We start from the raw sequence: 15,750 nt of genomic DNA on the forward strand, positions 1-15,750 counted from the left end.
ATGTTCTGCTGGACAAGGAGGTTGAATAAGCTTGAAACAAGCCACTGCTCCTGTGTACGACTATCAAGAGGAAGTCCTGCAACCGTCAGTGCGACCGTCGGTACAGCCCAAAAAAGAACGACGAGTTAAACAAGGCATCAGCGGTAAGACAAAACGGAAAGTTATCGCCAGCACCATTGCCATCATGGGTTGTGGACTCATCATCGGCTCTCAATACGCTGTCGTCGCCTACCAAGCCCAGCACGTCATGGAATTGCGCCAGGAATTGACGAAAGAGAAAAATTCTTTAGACTATCTTCGGGTGGAAGTCAACCAGTTGAAGTCTCTAGAGCGCGTTGAGAACATCGCCGTAAATAAGTTGGGCATGAAAACACCGGAAGGCACGAAGATGATCGCCATTCAATCTCAAAGCAGAAGTGATAAACCCGCTCAGACAGCACAGGAACAGAAACCTCCGGAATCGGAAAAGAAGGGCAACGATGCCCCGGTCCAAGAGACAGATGTAGCCGTTGGCACAAATCCTTTAGTGGCGACAATTACGAAAGCCTTTCATAAATTAAGCGGCGGTTTGCTTTGACGTAAAAATGTAACTATTGCCCGCAATGAGAATTTGACCCTATAATGATAGGCGTGGACCGTCGGGCGAACTGGTGCCGGGCAGTTCCTCCCGGGATATCCTGGGGGGATTTGGTTTTTTTAGGGTAAGGGGAGGATAACGTGTTCGCCACACCGGTACAGGTGCGCAAACGATCGACCCATATTTTGATCAGCTTTACCGCCTTGGTCTGCATCCTTATCTTGCGCCTTTTTTGGGTACAGGTGGTGAATGGATCCTTTTATGCCGAGAAGGCCGAAGACGTTCGCATGAGAGAATTGCCGGTAGAGGCAAAGCGGGGAACTATCTTCGACCGAAATATGAATTCTATGGCCGTTTCGGTCAGCGTAGATTCCGTCGTAGCCAACCCGGCAGAAGTGAGAAAAAACAAAGAACCAGAGCAGCGGGCAATCGCCAATGAACTCGCTCGCGTTCTTGAAATGGATCCGGAAAAGGTATTCCAGACGATCACGAAGGCCAACTCAGGTTTTGTCTGGGTCAAACGCAAGGTAGAGCCCGATAAGATCGAACAGCTGCGGAATTCAACGGTAAAACTGAACGGCATCAGCTTTATCCCGGAGAGCAAGCGCTTTTATGAAAAAGGCAAACTGGCTGCCCACATCTTAGGTTTTACCGATACGGACGCCCGTGGCATCGAAGGGTTGGAGTTGATCTTTGACAAAGAGTTACGCGGTCTCCCGGGGAAACTGGTCGCCGAATATGATGCCCGAAACCTCGAACTGCCACAAGCTCAGCACGCCTACGTTCGACCCGTCGACGGACATAGTCTGGTGCTGACGATCGATGAAACGGTCCAATATATCATTGAGCGGGAATTAGATAAACTGGACCGGGAGCGGAAGCCCAAAGGGGCTACCATCATCGTTATGGACGTAAAAACCGGCCGCATTCTAGGAATGTCCAACCGTCCCACCTATGACCCGAATGAGCGCGACAAGTATCCTGATACGGCCCGACGCAACCGGGCCATCAACGACGTCTACGAACCAGGATCGACCTTTAAGATCGTGACAGCCAGCGCTGCCATGGAAGAAGGGGCCGTGAAGGAATCAGACAAATTTTACGATCCCGGTTATGCAACCATCGGTGACCGCAAAGTCCGTTGCTGGAAACCAGACGGTCACGGGTCACAGACGTTTCCAGAGGTCGTCCAGAACTCCTGCAACCCCGGTTTTATTCAAATCGGCATGAACCTGGGTGTTGAAAAGTTCTATAATTATCTGCTTGCCTTCGGCTTTGGTTCTCCGACGGGTATCTCCATGAACGGCGAGGCTGCAGGGATCTTGGTACCGAAGAAAACCGTTAAACCGATTGACTTGGCCACCATGTCCATCGGGCAGGCGAACGCCGTCACCCCGATTCAACTGATCACGGCTGTCTCCGCCGTGGCGAATGGCGGCAAGCTAATGAAGCCGCAGTTGGTAGAAAAAATCCTCGATTCCCAAGGAGCCGTCATTCAAACCTTTGAACCGGAAGTGGTGCGACAAGTCGTCTCCAAAGAGACTGCCCAAAAGCTGAACCTGATCTTGGAGACAGTCGTATCGAAAGGGACTGGGACGAACGCCTACATAGAGGGATACCGAGTCGGTGGAAAAACGGGAACGGCTCAAAAAATCAAGCCGAACGGCGGTTACATGGAAGGGGAATATGTGGTTTCCTTTGTCGGTATCGCTCCGGCTAACGACCCTGCTGTAGCTTGTCTCGTCGTTGTGGACGCTCCGCAAGGAGTCCAGCAATTCGGAGGTCTCGTAGCCGCTCCCGTCTTCAAAAGCGTCATGACCGATGTGCTGCGTCATTTAGGCATTCCGCCTCAAATGAATACGGGTGAAGCGCCTGCGGCGGCGACGAACCAAGTAGAGGCCGTAGCTGTTCCGCAAGTGACCGGGATCGGTGTGGATGATGCAGAAGACCGCTTGCTCCATGTGGGCTTGGGAGTCGCTACCGAAGGTTTTGGTACCCGCGTCGTGAACCAGCTTCCCCAACCGGGAGAAAAGGTAACTCCACAGACGACGGTAGTCCTTTATCTGGCCGAAGATGACAAAACGGCTAAAGTCAATCCGGGAACACAGGTCGAATGCCCTGATCTGCTAGGCAAAGGAATCAAGCAGGTCGGCGATATGCTGGCGAAGTTAGGCTTATCCTTTGAACCGGTCGGTACAGGCGTCGCTAAAAGCCAGAGTTACAAAGCCGGCACCAAATTACCGGTCGGCACTGTCGTACGGGTTGAGTTCGTGCCAGCGGATGAAACAGGTCCATAGCGGCAATGATGAATAATACATAGAAATAATTGGGTGCATCGGCAGTTCTCTGACGATGCACCCAATTTGCGGGAATTGGCGGTAGGAGGGACCATTCCAATGGAACTAAGCAAAGTCCTGGCAAATGTAGAGGTTAGAGAAATCAGATGGACAGGAGAAACAGATGATCTCCAACGCCTGATGCAACCCAAGCAAGAAATCTCGGGCCTCGCCTATGACTCACGGCAAGTGGCACCGGGCTTTCTCTTTTTTTGTATTCCCGGGCAAAAAACGGACGGCCACAACTTCGCTGCTCAAGCGGTCGAGGGAGGTGCTGCTGTCCTGGTCGTGGAACGATTTGTCGATCTGAAGGTGCCTCAAATTCGAGTCACCTCAACCCGGGAAAGCCTGGCCTTAGCCGCAGGAGCTTTTTACGGCCATCCGTCAGAGCATTTACTGATGATCGGCGTCACCGGGACAAACGGCAAAACGACGACAACCTATATGATCGAAGCGGTGTTGAAAGCCAAAGGCTATTCTGTTGGCGTCATCGGTACGATCGGGAACCAACTCGGCGAAAAAAGATGGCCGGCAGCTCACACGACTCCGGAGTCCTCAGATCTGCAAAAACTGTTGGCAGAGATGCGGGATGACGGAGCCGATGCGGTCGTGATGGAGGTTTCGTCCCATTCGCTCGATCAGCATCGGGTCCTCGGTGTCAACTTTGATATTGCCGCCTTTACCAACCTTACGCAGGATCACCTCGATTATCACCATACCCTGGAAAACTACAGGGCCGCGAAGGGAAAGCTCTTTCGAGAGTTAGGCCAAAAGGAGTCAAAGAAAGGTATCGTAAAGCGAGCCGTCATCAATGCCGACGATCCGAGTGCTGACTACTTCTTACAGGTCAGTTCTGTTCCCGCCGTAACTTACGGTGTGGAAGAGGACGCCGCCATACGGGCGAAGGACTGGGACGTTACCCCTCAAGGTGCCCGCTGCACCGTCCAATACCCTGGTGGTACTGTCGACATGACCTTACAATTAACGGGCCGCTTCAATATTTCCAACAGCCTCGCCGCTTTTACGGTAGGCTGGATTGTCGGTATGGAACCGGAGCAAATCGTCGAGGCTTTGCAGTCTCTGCGAGGCGTACCGGGCCGCTTTGAAAGTGTCGATCAAGGCCAGCCCTTTTCGGTGATCGTCGACTATGCCCATACGCCTGACGGCCTCGTCAATGTGCTCAATACAGCAGAAGCCTTGGCGGAAGGAAAGATCGTCACCGTATTTGGTTGTGGCGGTGATCGGGATCGGACGAAACGACCGATCATGGGGGCAGTGGTGGCTGAAATGAGCGACATCGCTGTCGTTACCTCTGATAACCCGAGAACGGAAAATCCTCATCGAATCATCGAGGATATTCTGCCAGGAGTGCAAGCTGTGCCTGGAATCGAGTATAAGGTGGAACCGGATCGCAAGAAAGCCATCGCTTTAGCCCTGTCCATGGCAAATCCGGGCGATTTGGTCATGATCGCCGGTAAGGGCCATGAAAACTACCAAATCGTTGGAAAAGAAGTACTGCCTTTTGACGACCGGGAAGTCGCCCGGCAGGTATTGCGAGGGATGGGTTATGATCGGTCTTAATGCAGCGAAAGCCGCCCGGTGGATGGGTGGAAAGATAATGGGTAATCCCGATGCTGCCTTGTCCGGTGTGGCCCGCATAGACAGTCGTCTCATCGAAGTGGGCGACCTCTTTTTCGCTCTCCCAGGAGAGAAAATGGACGGTCATGACTTCGTTCCCAAAGCACTGGCGGCAGGTGCAACGGCTGCTGTCGTCACTCAAGTGAGAGAAGAATGGCAGCAATACCTGTCACCGAAGCAAGCCCTTATCGTCGTCGACGACGGAATCAAAGCGCTACAAGCGTGTGCCGAGGCATATCGTCAAGAACTTTCTCTTCCTGTCATCGCTGTGACCGGTTCTACCGGCAAGACATCGACAAAGGATCTCTTAGCTTCGGCCTTCAGCTCCTCTTTTGACGTCATGAAAAATCCGGGAAATTTTAACAATGAAATCGGCTTGCCCTTGACGGTGCTCGCCGTTCAGGCTCACCATCAGATACTGATCGTCGAAATGGGCATGCGCGGCCCTGGGCAGATCGAAGCCCTCTGTGAGATCGCCCGGCCTGTTGTAGGGGTGCTCACCAATATCGGACCTGTTCATATGGAACTGCTCGGCAGCATGGAGGCCATAGCCCGGGCTAAGGGTGAACTGCTGCAATCATTGCCGGAAGAGGGCATCGCTGTTATCAACGGAGAGGATCCGCTGGCTGTGGAACAGTCGGTGAGCCGGGCACAACGGGCGATTTACTACGGAGCATGTCAGGAAAAGCTAGCCCATACGCTTACGAAGGCAATACCGCCGTCTTCAGCTAAAAAGGTCGAGGTGGTATGGGCGAAAGAAATTGAACCGCTCGGTGAAAAAGGTTCAAAGGTTTCGGCGAATGTCGGTCTTTTCCATATCGGCAGCGGTGAATGGCAAATGAAGGAAGCCATAGATTTTCACCTACCCTTGCCCGGGAGACATCAGGCTGCCAATGCTCTCGCTTCGCTGGCTGTCGCTTGGGGATTAGAAGCTGATCTGACTGCTGTGACAAACGGGCTGATGAATGCTCAACTATCATCGTTGCACTGGGAAACATGTCAGCTCAAAGACAATATGACCATGATCAACGATGCCTACAACGCCAATCCTGCCGCCATGAAAGCCGCCTTGACAACAGCAGTGGAGATCGCTGCTGCACGGAGAACGGTGGCTATCCTCGGCGATATGTATGAGTTGGGCGAGGAAGCAGGCCGATTCCATGAAGAAGTAGGTGCTTATGCAGCCCAGGCAGGCGTAGGCCTTCTGCTTACGGTAGGACCTTTAGGCTCCCGGATCGCTGTGGGAGCTCGTCGAGCCGGGATGGACGACAGTGCTGTCCTGCACTTTGACGAAGTCGAAAAAGCGGCGGAAGTCGTAAAGGGATTGCTTGGCTCTGGTGACGTAATTCTGATAAAAGCCTCCAGGGGTATGCGGTTGGAACGGTTAGCCTCCGCCTTGTCCGATGGGCTGAGATAAAAGGGGAAAGAGAACAATGCAATCCATGATTATCGCTTTTATCATTGCCGCTTCTATCGGTCTGATCACAGGCCCGTGGCTGATACCGGTATTGCGTCGGCTCAAGCTCGGCCAGAGCATTCGAGAAGAAGGACCGAAAGCTCACCAGAGCAAGGCCGGAACGCCGACGATGGGCGGAATTCTGTTTTTGATCGCTATCCCTATCGCTGCCCTCGTTACAGCCGGCCTAAACGGCATCGTCGGCGTTCTTCTGTTGGGGACGTTAGGCTTTGGACTTATCGGATTTCTTGACGATTTCATTAAAGTGGTGAAAAAGCGAAACCTGGGTCTAAAAGCACGGGAAAAGTTCATCGCTCAGGTATTTGTAACGATTGTTTTGATTTACGCCATCGTCCACGGTCTAGACCGGGGAACAGCCATTTACATTCCCGGCTGGAACACCTGGTGGGACGCTGGATTTTTGTACTACATCCTCGCCTTTATCGTCGTTACGGGTACGACGAACGCCGTAAACCTGGCCGACGGCCTTGACGGATTAGCCGCGGGAATGACCTTCTGGGTAGCTCTCGCTTTTGCTGTTCTTGCTTCCGCAGAAATTCAGCCGCTGACGGCGATTTTTGCAGCGGCCTTAGCAGGCGGTTGTATCGGTTTTTTGTTCTTCAACCGCCATCCTGCTCGTATGTTTATGGGAGATACAGGCTCACTGGCCCTAGGCGGTGCGATTGCCACGTTGGCGATGCTCACCCGCTCAGAGCTCATCCTGCCGGTTATGGGTGCTGTCTTTGTCGCCGAAACCCTCTCGGTCATCTTACAAGTGGCTTCTTTTAAAATGACCGGGAAACGGATCTTTCGCATGAGCCCTCTCCATCACCACTTTGAACTGGGCGGTTGGCGAGAGGAAACGGTCGTTTACTCCTTCTGGGCAGCTCAACTGGTGGCTGCTTCGATCGGTACTATGTTAGCCTTCAATATTCGTTTCTAAAGACCCACGAGCTTGGAACACCCGGAGTTTTTTAACGGAAAGTAGAAAGGGATGACACTGTTGACGAATCGCTGGCAAGACGGACGCAAGGTTCTGGTGGTTGGAGCCGGCAAAAGCGGAATCGCTGCCGCAAGGACCTTAGCTCGCCTAGGTGCTGCCGTCACACTCTGTGATACAAAAGCAACATCGGATATAGCCTGCCGGGATGAATTAACTGGCGCAGGGGTAAAAGTCCACGGAGGCGGCTATCCTTCCATTACAGATGAAGGATTTCAAGAAGTCTTGATGAGCCCTGGTGTGCCCTTGACTGTTCCTCCGGCACTAGAGGCTGCAGAAAAGGGGATTCCCATCACCGGTGAATTGGAGATCGCCTATTTGCTTTCTCAGGCGCCCTTCATCGCCATCACCGGCACAAACGGCAAGACGACGACGACATCACTCATCGGGGCTATTTTAACCGAGGCTTGCTGGAATCCTTTCGTAGGAGGAAATATCGGTCAGCCTCTGGTGGAAGAGTCGCAGCACCTTTCCGCTGATCGTTGGGTCGTTGCCGAAGTATCTTCTTTTCAGTTGGAGACGACCGACAAGTTTCGTCCACGTGTCGCTATGATCTTGAACATCACGCCTGATCACCTGGATCGTCATGGTTCAATGGAAAATTATCGGGCCATCAAAGCTCGAATATTTATGAACCAACAAGCGAGCGACCTTACCGTTTTGAACGCAGACGATCCGCTGGTATCTTCGCTCGGCGAACAAAGCCAGGGGAAGGTTCTCTACTTCAGCCGTCAGCAAAAAGTAGATGCAGGTACCTATTGTCAAGACGGGATGATTTGGTATGCCGGTGAGGATGGACACCAACCCGTCCTGGCTATCGACGAACTGCAGATCAAGGGAAAACATAATGTCGAAAACGCACTCGCCGCTCTGGCTGGAACGATTGGACTGGGTATCGATCCTGCCGTAGCCGCTAGAGCCGCCCGGAACTTCCAGCCGGTAGAACATCGCATGGAGCCAGTCGGTATGGTGAACGGCGTCGAATACATCAATGATTCCAAAGGTACGAACCCCGATGCTTCCATCAAAGCTATTGAGTCTTATGACAAACCGATTGTCCTCATTGCCGGAGGAAAAAACAAAGGCAGTGACTTCCGTGAGTTGGCCTCGCTCATCAAGGAACGGGTAAAGGCTGTTGTCCTGGTGGGCCAAGCAGCACCTATCCTCGAAGAGGCGCTCCGTTCCAGCGGTTACGATCAGTTTACACGGGTTCAAACCTTTGCAGAGACCGTAGCGGAAGCGTCGAAGCTGGCCCAACCGGGCGATGTGGTCCTACTGAGCCCGGCCTGCGCGAGTTTGGATATGTTTCCGAACTATGAAGAGCGGGGAAGGGTATTTAAAGAATTAGTCCGTCAACTGCAAGCAGGTTAAACTTACCCATTTCCAGCCACGGCAATTAAATAGCCGGTGGCAATAGGATGAATGAGGTCGAGGGGGGAGGATCTTGCGACTCAAACCAAGAGCACCTGATTTCACCATTTTCTTGGCCGTCATTCTATTGTTGACCTTTGGAATCGTCATGGTCATGAGTGCCAGCTCGGTCAAGGCTGCCTACTATTACAATGATCCCTTCTATTTCTTTAAGCGCCAGTTCATGTGGGCCCTCGTGGGGATCGCTGTGATGATCATAGCCATGCGTTTTGATTACCGGAAATTGGCTCGATTCAGCAAACCTTTTCTCTTGGTCAGTCTTTTCCTGTTGGTTGCTCTTTTCATTCCCGGTGTCGGTAAAAATATCATGGGCGCTACTCGTTGGCTAAATCTCGGTCCGGGATCTTTTCAACCGTCCGAGTTAGTCAAGCTGGCCGGTGTGATCTATTTCGCCCACAACATATCGAAAGAGCCCCATAAGTTAGCCGACTTTAAAAAGGGTCTGCTGCCCTACCTGGCCATCATGGGCATCATCGGCTTGTTGATCTTGGCTCAGCCAGACTTAGGGACAGCCATGGCTGTCTGTGGAACCCTCTTTTTCATGCTCTATGTGGGAGGGGCAAAAAAACAACATATTCTTGGGCTGGGCGCCCTCGGTATCGTACTGATTGCTCTTGCGGCCATCTTGGAACCGTACCGGATGCGTCGGATTACAGGCTTTATCGATCCTTGGGCCGACCCGGTCGGAACAGGCTTCCAAACGCTGCAATCCCTTTTTGCCCTTGGCTCGGGTGGGCTCTTCGGCGCCGGATTAGGGCAAAGTAAACAAAAGTACTTTTACCTGCCAGAGCAGCACACGGACTTTATTTTCGCTATCCTCGGTGAAGAGCTGGGCATGATCGGCGCCGTTTGTGTCATTTTGCTCTTTTTTGTCCTCGTCTGGCGCGGCATCCGGGTATCTGTAGCGTGCCCCGACGCTTTCGGCAGCATCTTGGCCATGGGACTGACGGTGCAGGTAGCCTTGCAGGCTGTCATCAACATGGGCGTCGTCAGTGGATTGCTGCCGGTTACGGGGATAACACTTCCTTTCTTATCTTATGGTGGTTCGTCGCTGGTCTTCACATTGTCGGGGATCGGGCTGCTTTTGAGCATTTCTAGGTTCAATAGATGAGACACCTAAGATACAGGGTTCTTACAGTTAGTGATACATTATGGTAAATCGGGGTGTAATGACTCCGCTCGCTAAGGGCTTCACGGCTGTTCGCTCGGTTGCTCCGCGGGTGCGCCAAACCTCTGGGCTTTTCTGCATGTTAACCCTGGCGCACTTATCCGCTTCACAACTCTCGCTCTCGACGCCGTTCCGCCCAAAACGCTCACTACGCCATTACACCCCAGATTTTACTTCTGATAATGGATAGTCTTGTTTGTTAGAGTCTAGTAACTAAGTTATGGCTGAAAAGGGTGGCATAGCATGGGCGGTCTGATACGGAAGAAGCGCAAATTTGTACTCACCGGCGGAGGGACAGGTGGACATATTTATCCGGCTCTGGCGATCGCCCGGGGACTACAGGAACGCTTCCCCGGTTGTTCGATTGAGTACATAGGAGGCAAACGGGGTCTTGAAAACACCATCGTTCCTCGCGAGGGATTTCCCTTAAAGACCGTTCATTGCCGTGGTTTGGAGCGGGGCCTGAGCCTGAAAAACCTGGCAGCCATCGGTGACACGGGACGGGGATTGTTGGAAGCACTGATCTTTTTGCGGCGCCTGAAACCAGACGCGGTGATTGGCACCGGGGGTTTTGTCGCTTTTCCCGTAGTTATGGCTGCCACCTTGCTCGGCATCCCAGCGTTGATCCATGAGCAAAACGCCTACCCTGGTGTGACCAACCGCATCTTGGCCCCCCGGGTGGGCTCTGTTATGCTGACCTTTCCGGAAGCCCAAAAGCGTCTCAAGGCAAACGATGTCATTGTAACGGGCCTGCCTGTTCGGCCTAGCATTCTTTCGGCCTCGCGGGAAGAAGGAAGGAAGTTCTTTCAGATCCCGCCGGAAGCTCAGGTGCTGCTCGTCGTTGGAGGTAGCCGCGGCGCCAAGCGGTTGAATGAAGCCATGGCCCCATTAGCTCGAAATTTGGCCGGACAAGATCGTTACCAGGTCTTGCATGTGACTGGTGAAAGCAATTATGATGAGACAAGGCTTCTCTATGAGGATGCTGGAATAGCTCTGGAGAAATGTGGCAATATTAAATTACTGCCATACTTGGACCGAATGGATTACGCCCTAGCTGCCAGCGACCTCTGTGTCGGTCGCGCCGGAGCGGCCTTTATCTCGGAAATCACCGCCAGAGGGTTGGCATCGATTTTAATCCCTTATCCCTATGCCGCTGAAAATCATCAAGAGGCGAACGCCCGCAGTCTTGAATCTATCGGGGCAACAAAGGTGATTTTGGATCGAGAATTGACGAGTGAACAGCTTCAGGAGATGGTCTTTCACTTGTTGAGCCATCGCCAGCAGGTAGAAGCGATGGCTCAAGCGGCTCGCAGCGCCGGCAGACCGGAAGCGTTGGCCCATATTTTATCTGAAATCGAACGGGTGATGAAGTCTCGGCATTGATACCGGGACTTCTTATTCCCGACCTGTTAAGACAAGCTCAGGAGCACGTTGGGACACTATGCATACTATGTAGCAGTCCCAACCGGGCATCGGATGCAGTAAGAGTCGAAAACAGTACTTCCCGGGAAAGGAGTTGACAGTTTCGGTGTTAGCAAAGGGAACATGGGTGCACTTTATCGGCATTGGCGGAACCGGAATGAGCGGTCTGGCCAAGGTGATGCTTGAGCAGGGGTATAAAGTCAGCGGATCCGATTTGGCCGATACGGCGGTTACCCGGCGTTTGACCGCTCAAGGGGCGATGGTCTACACCGGTCATCAAGAAGAAAATTTGGATCAAGGCGTTAAGGTGGTCGTCGTCTCGACGGCTGTCCGGGAGAACAATCCGGAACTATGCCTGGCAAAAAAACGGGGTTTAGTCGTCCTGCACAGGGCTGATTTGCTGGCTCAGTTGATGAATTTGAAAAAAGGCATCGCTGTCGCTGGAGCCCATGGAAAAACGACGACCAGTGCCATGATCGGATTGATGTTGGAACAAAACGATCTCGATCCAGCCATTCTCGTTGGCGGCGAGATCCGGGAGATCGACGGAAATGCTAAGTGGGGCAAGGGAGAATACATGGCTGCCGAAGCCGATGAGAGTGACGGATCCTTTTTAAAACTCTCTCCTTGGATGGCTGTGATCACCAACATTGAAGATGACCACCTGGATCACTACGAATCGATCGATGCGATCATCAAAGCTTTTTATTCTTTTACAGAGCGGGTCTCCAAAGAAGGCTTCCTGGTATTATGTAATGATGATCCTCGTCTTCGAGAGATGGCCCGTGCAAAACTAGGGCCAACAGTGGTTACTTACGGAGTAAAAGAACCGGCCGATTACCGGGCCGAAAACCTCTCTTTAACCCCGGAGGGTTCCGAAGCGGATATTTACCGGGGTGAAACTTTGTTGGGACGTCTGCGCCTGGCCGTTCCGGGGGAACACAACATCAGCAATGCTTTAGCCGCTTTCGTTTGTGCTGACTTGATCGGCCTGCCTGCGGAGGGCGCCTTAGCTGCACTTGCCCGCTTTAATGGCGCTGGCCGCCGGTTCCAACTGACCGGAATCGTAAACGATATTTCCATTGTCGACGACTATGCCCACCATCCTACCGAGGTAAAGGCTACCTTGGCTGCGGCCCGTCAGAGAGAACCGAAACGATTGATTGCGATTTTCCAACCACACCGGTTTACACGTACACGTGATCAGTATCAAGAGTTTGGCAAATCCTTTGATGAGGCTGATTTGGTTATCATCAATGAAATCTACCCCGCCGGTGAACCTGCCATTCCGGGCGTATCGGCTAGATTGATTGTGGACGCCTTTGAAAGCCATTGTGGAAAAAAAGCGCTCTATTTTGCAGAAAGAGAAGAAATCATAAACTTCCTTCTGGATAAAGCGAACCCCGGCGATCTGGCGATCACCATGGGCGCCGGGAACATATGGACAGTAGGGACGGAGCTTTTGTCCAGATTGAAAGAAAAAACAATTCTGACAAATAATTTCTAACGAAAATGGCAGGTGGGGAACGATGGGGGACATAGGGAGTTTTTCCGACAGAGTCAACCGAATCACCAGCGGTTTTCGGGGCAAGTGGAAAGTCAATGAGCCCATGTCTCTCCATACTACCTGGCGCATCGGCGGACCGGCCGATCTGTTTACTGTACCTGCTGATGAAGAAGATGCGGCTCTTTTGATCGGTAACTGCAATCAAAACCATGTCCCCTGGACGGTCGTCGGGCTGGGATCAAACCTGCTTGTTGCTGACAAAGGCATTCGCGGTGTTGTCATTCATCTTGGGAAAGAATTTAGCCAGCGAACTCAAGAGGGGAACCAAGTCATCGTTGGGGCTGGGTGCTCTCTGCCTGGTCTCGCTCGTTTTGCCGCCCGGCAAGGGCTGCAAGGTCTCGCTTTTGCTGTCGGCATTCCCGCATCGGTCGGCGGAGCCGTCATCATGAATGCAGGCGCTCACGGCGGTTCCATCAGCGATGTGCTGCGATGGGTCGATATCCTGGATGCGCAAGGCTGCAAGAGGCGCTTAACTCGGGAAGAGATGAACTTCAGTTATCGTCATTCACGGCTGCAGCAAGAAAAAGCCTTGGTGCTTCGCGCTTGTATGGATCTCCATCCCGGCACGACCGGAGAAATGGAAGCGTTCATGGATACGATTCTAGCCAAGCGAAAAGCTACTCAACCCCTGGAGTGGCCTAACGCAGGCAGCGTCTTTTTAAATCCGCCGGCTGATTCGGCTGGCAGACTGATTGAAAAAGCAGGTATGAAGGGCTTTGCGATCGGCGGAGCGCAAGTATCGCCGAAGCATGCGAACTTCATCATCAATACCGGTGAGGCTACGGCAAAAGACGTATTGGCATTGATCGAAGCCGTTAAAGAAAAAGTGCGGGTCACCTGCGGAATTGAACTGAACTCAGAAGTACGTGTCATCGGTGAATCAGGGGGGCAGGTTGATGATAGGGGAACCAAGGATTCGCATTAAGGGGGGAATCCCTCTCACCGGAACAGTACGGATCAGCGGTGCAAAAAATGCCGTACTGCCCATTTTGGCAGCTTCTTTAATGTCTTCAGGCTGCTGTCGGATCAAAGATGTACCGCAATTGACCGACGTCGATGTGATGTTGGAACTGTTGTCAGTTCTCGGAGCGAAAGTCCAGTGGGAAGGGGAGCGCTTAAGCATCGACGCGTCAAAAGCGGATACGGTGGAAATATCGGCCGATTTGATGCGTCGCATGCGCGCTTCCAATCTTGTATTGGGACCACTGCTTACCCGTTTTCGCAAGGTTCGTCTCTTCCACCCCGGAGGCTGTTCGATTGGCAGCCGGCCCATGGAACTGCATCTGCGCGGACTGCAGAAGATGGGTGCTCGCTACGTAGAAAAGCACGGTTACTTCGAGGTAGAGACCGATCACTTGGAAGGTACTGAAATCCATCTTGATTTTCCCAGTGTTGGAGCGACGGAAAACTTGATCATGGCTGCTTGCTTGGCTAAGGGAACCACGGTGATCCGAAATGCGGCCAAAGAGCCGGAAATTGTGGACCTGCAAAACTTCCTTAACTCCATGGGCGCCAGAGTGCGTGGTGCCGGTTTGGATATCATCCGCATCGACGGCGTCGAGAAATTAGGTGGATGTTCCCATCAAGTGATTCCAGACCGCATTGAGGCGGGCACTTTTATGGTCGCCGCAGCCATCACTGACGGAGATATCACTTTGACCAACGTGATTCCTGAACACCTAGAACCGATCACGGCAAAGCTGCGGGAGACTGGCGCAACCGTGGAGGAAGAGGGAGACACGATCCGAGTAGTGGCGGCAAAAACCAGCCAATCGGTAGACATCAAAACGATGCCCTATCCCGGATTTCCGACGGATATGCAGCCTCAGATGATGGCGCTCATGGCTGTCAGTGAGGGAACGAGCGTCATCTCTGAATCTATCTTCGAGAATCGATTTAAGCATGTTGACGAATTGCGGCGCATGGGTGCCAATATTCGTCAAGAAGGACGGCTCAGCATCGTCAAAGGGGTTCCCCGTTTGAGCGGTGCTGTTGTGGAATGTACCGATCTTCGAGCAGGAGCCGCCTTAATCCTAGCAGGACTCTCCGCTGAAAACGGTACAACCGTCGAAAAAATCTACCACATCGATCGAGGCTATGAGAATTTGGCTCAGAAGATGGCTTCCTTAGGGGCCAACATTATCCGAGAAGAATCATAAGGGGATAGAGCCCTGTGTGAAAACTCGGGGCTTTTTTACATTTTAGGCCTATAGACCTTTTACAGTTGAATAAATATTTGCTATAATAAACATATGGCAGTTTTTCCCACGAAGGGGGCTGAATAATGCGCCGGGGACGCGCCAGCGTGCTCCTTTTCTTTTTTGTATCATTATTGTTGCTGGCCGCTTATTATTTTTTACATTCTCCATACTTTGGCGTCTCCCAGGTCAATGTGCAGGGTATCAGCCTCATCAATCAAGAGGAAATCGTCAAACTCTCCGGGATTCATTCGGGAGAGAACATTTGGCGTCTTGATACCCAACGTATCAAGCAACAGCTCTTGTTTCATCCGCAAGTGGAGACCGTAGAAATTCATCGGCAGTGGCCTTCGACCGTTCTCATCGAGATCAAAGAGCGAAAACCGATCGCTGTGGTAGGACAAGCTGGGTCTTTTATACTCATCGATCAGCAGGGAATATTTTTACGCAAAGTGGAAAGCATTTACGGTATACCTTTGCCGATCATTACGGGCGTCCAGGTGCCCTTGAATGCCGGTCCTGGTCAACCGATTGACGCCGAAGGCTTACCAGTGGCTTTGAAAGTGTCTACGGAACTGACTTCGTCGGTTTTGGCCCGCGTCGGAGAGATTCATGTATCAGCCGGTCATCGATTGATCCTCTACACGGAGGAAGGTCTGGAGGTTCGTTTCGGCACTGCCGAGGACATTCCCGCCAAGGGGGATATGCTCACAGAAATGTTGAAGCAGCTAACGAACAACGGTGGTTCGGAAAAGATACAATATATCGATATTTCTTCTCCCAAAGCACCCGTGGTGAAACCGCGTGAGACCAACGAAACGAAAAAAGAACCTTTGCGGAATCCTTACCAACCTCGTTCGAACAAGCGTCAGTAGCGCAAAAAGAAGTACATAATAAATATAAAAAAGTAGTCGACAGAGAGAGGAAAATTAAGGTTTTTCGCGAAGATATAGCGAC

General features: G+C 52.2%; 12 protein-coding genes. All 12 read left to right on the forward strand.

Translation table 11 applies throughout. The features are described 5' to 3' along the window. The first annotated feature begins 31 nt into the window (after positions 1–31). The 12 genes from GJ688_RS00980 to GJ688_RS01035 all read left to right on the forward strand — a co-directional run bounded on the left by GJ688_RS00980 (position 32) and on the right by GJ688_RS01035 (position 15,668). Positions 32–577, forward strand: a complete 546-nt coding sequence (locus GJ688_RS00980; RefSeq protein ID WP_155474665.1) for a cell division protein FtsL — start codon at positions 32–34, stop codon at positions 575–577. A gap of 140 nt (positions 578–717) precedes the next feature. Further along, complete coding sequence (locus GJ688_RS00985; protein WP_170291530.1) at positions 718–2,874, forward strand: stage V sporulation protein D; 2,157 nt, start codon at positions 718–720, stop codon at positions 2,872–2,874. A gap of 99 nt (positions 2,875–2,973) precedes the next feature. Next, complete coding sequence (locus tag GJ688_RS00990) at positions 2,974–4,494, forward strand: UDP-N-acetylmuramoyl-L-alanyl-D-glutamate--2,6-diaminopimelate ligase (protein ID WP_155474666.1); 1,521 nt, start codon at positions 2,974–2,976, stop codon at positions 4,492–4,494. After that, entirely contained in the window at positions 4,481–5,968 is a 1,488-nt protein-coding gene (locus GJ688_RS00995; RefSeq protein ID WP_170291531.1) for a UDP-N-acetylmuramoyl-tripeptide--D-alanyl-D-alanine ligase, read from the forward strand. The genes GJ688_RS00990 and GJ688_RS00995 overlap by 14 nt, the downstream gene beginning before the upstream one ends. A gap of 16 nt (positions 5,969–5,984) precedes the next feature. Next, on the forward strand, positions 5,985–6,950 hold the full coding sequence (gene mraY, locus GJ688_RS01000; RefSeq protein WP_155474668.1) for a phospho-N-acetylmuramoyl-pentapeptide-transferase: 966 nt from the start codon (positions 5,985–5,987) through the stop codon (positions 6,948–6,950). 60 nt (positions 6,951–7,010) lie between these two features. Next, the gene (murD, locus tag GJ688_RS01005; protein WP_155474669.1) at positions 7,011–8,378 is read left to right on the forward strand and encodes a UDP-N-acetylmuramoyl-L-alanine--D-glutamate ligase; all 1,368 of its coding nucleotides are present in this window, start codon (positions 7,011–7,013) and stop codon (positions 8,376–8,378) included. Positions 8,379–8,451: 73 nt separating this feature from the next. Next, the gene (gene ftsW / locus GJ688_RS01010) at positions 8,452–9,549 is read left to right on the forward strand and encodes a putative lipid II flippase FtsW (RefSeq protein WP_155474670.1); all 1,098 of its coding nucleotides are present in this window, start codon (positions 8,452–8,454) and stop codon (positions 9,547–9,549) included. Positions 9,550–9,849: 300 nt separating this feature from the next. Next, positions 9,850–10,989, forward strand: a complete 1,140-nt coding sequence (gene murG, locus GJ688_RS01015) for an undecaprenyldiphospho-muramoylpentapeptide beta-N-acetylglucosaminyltransferase (RefSeq protein WP_155474671.1) — start codon at positions 9,850–9,852, stop codon at positions 10,987–10,989. Positions 10,990–11,134: 145 nt separating this feature from the next. Beyond that, the gene (gene murC, locus GJ688_RS01020) at positions 11,135–12,535 is read left to right on the forward strand and encodes a UDP-N-acetylmuramate--L-alanine ligase (RefSeq protein WP_170291533.1); all 1,401 of its coding nucleotides are present in this window, start codon (positions 11,135–11,137) and stop codon (positions 12,533–12,535) included. Positions 12,536–12,557: 22 nt separating this feature from the next. Further along, positions 12,558–13,520 (forward strand): UDP-N-acetylmuramate dehydrogenase, encoded by a 963-nt coding sequence (gene murB, locus GJ688_RS01025; protein WP_155474672.1) that lies wholly within the window; start codon positions 12,558–12,560, stop codon positions 13,518–13,520. After that, on the forward strand, positions 13,492–14,754 hold the full coding sequence (gene murA, locus GJ688_RS01030) for a UDP-N-acetylglucosamine 1-carboxyvinyltransferase (RefSeq protein WP_155474673.1): 1,263 nt from the start codon (positions 13,492–13,494) through the stop codon (positions 14,752–14,754). Before murB ends, murA begins: the two co-directional genes overlap by 29 nt. Positions 14,755–14,879: 125 nt before the next feature. Further along, positions 14,880–15,668, forward strand: coding sequence for a cell division protein FtsQ/DivIB (locus GJ688_RS01035; protein WP_155474674.1), 789 nt, complete (start codon positions 14,880–14,882; stop codon positions 15,666–15,668). The last annotated feature ends 82 nt before the right edge of the window (positions 15,669–15,750 follow it).

The sequence above is a fragment of the Heliobacterium mobile genome, assembly GCF_009720735.1.
GTDB classification, from domain to species: Bacteria; Bacillota; Desulfitobacteriia; order Heliobacteriales; family Heliobacteriaceae; genus Heliobacterium; species Heliobacterium mobile.

Excerpts from the sequence above, each read along its gene's own strand:
- GJ688_RS00995 (WP_170291531.1), top strand. The coding sequence starts at position 4,481 with ATGATCGGTCTTAATGCAGCGAAAGCCGCCCGGTGGATGGGTGGAAAG.
- murA (WP_155474673.1), top strand. The coding sequence starts at position 13,492 with ATGATAGGGGAACCAAGGATTCGCATTAAGGGGGGAATCCCTCTCACC.
- murB (WP_155474672.1), top strand. The coding sequence starts at position 12,558 with ATGGGGGACATAGGGAGTTTTTCCGACAGAGTCAACCGAATCACCAGC.
- GJ688_RS00990 (WP_155474666.1), top strand. The coding sequence starts at position 2,974 with ATGGAACTAAGCAAAGTCCTGGCAAATGTAGAGGTTAGAGAAATCAGA.
- murG (WP_155474671.1), top strand. The coding sequence starts at position 9,850 with ATGGGCGGTCTGATACGGAAGAAGCGCAAATTTGTACTCACCGGCGGA.
- mraY (WP_155474668.1), top strand. The coding sequence starts at position 5,985 with ATGCAATCCATGATTATCGCTTTTATCATTGCCGCTTCTATCGGTCTG.
- GJ688_RS01035 (WP_155474674.1), top strand. The coding sequence starts at position 14,880 with ATGCGCCGGGGACGCGCCAGCGTGCTCCTTTTCTTTTTTGTATCATTA.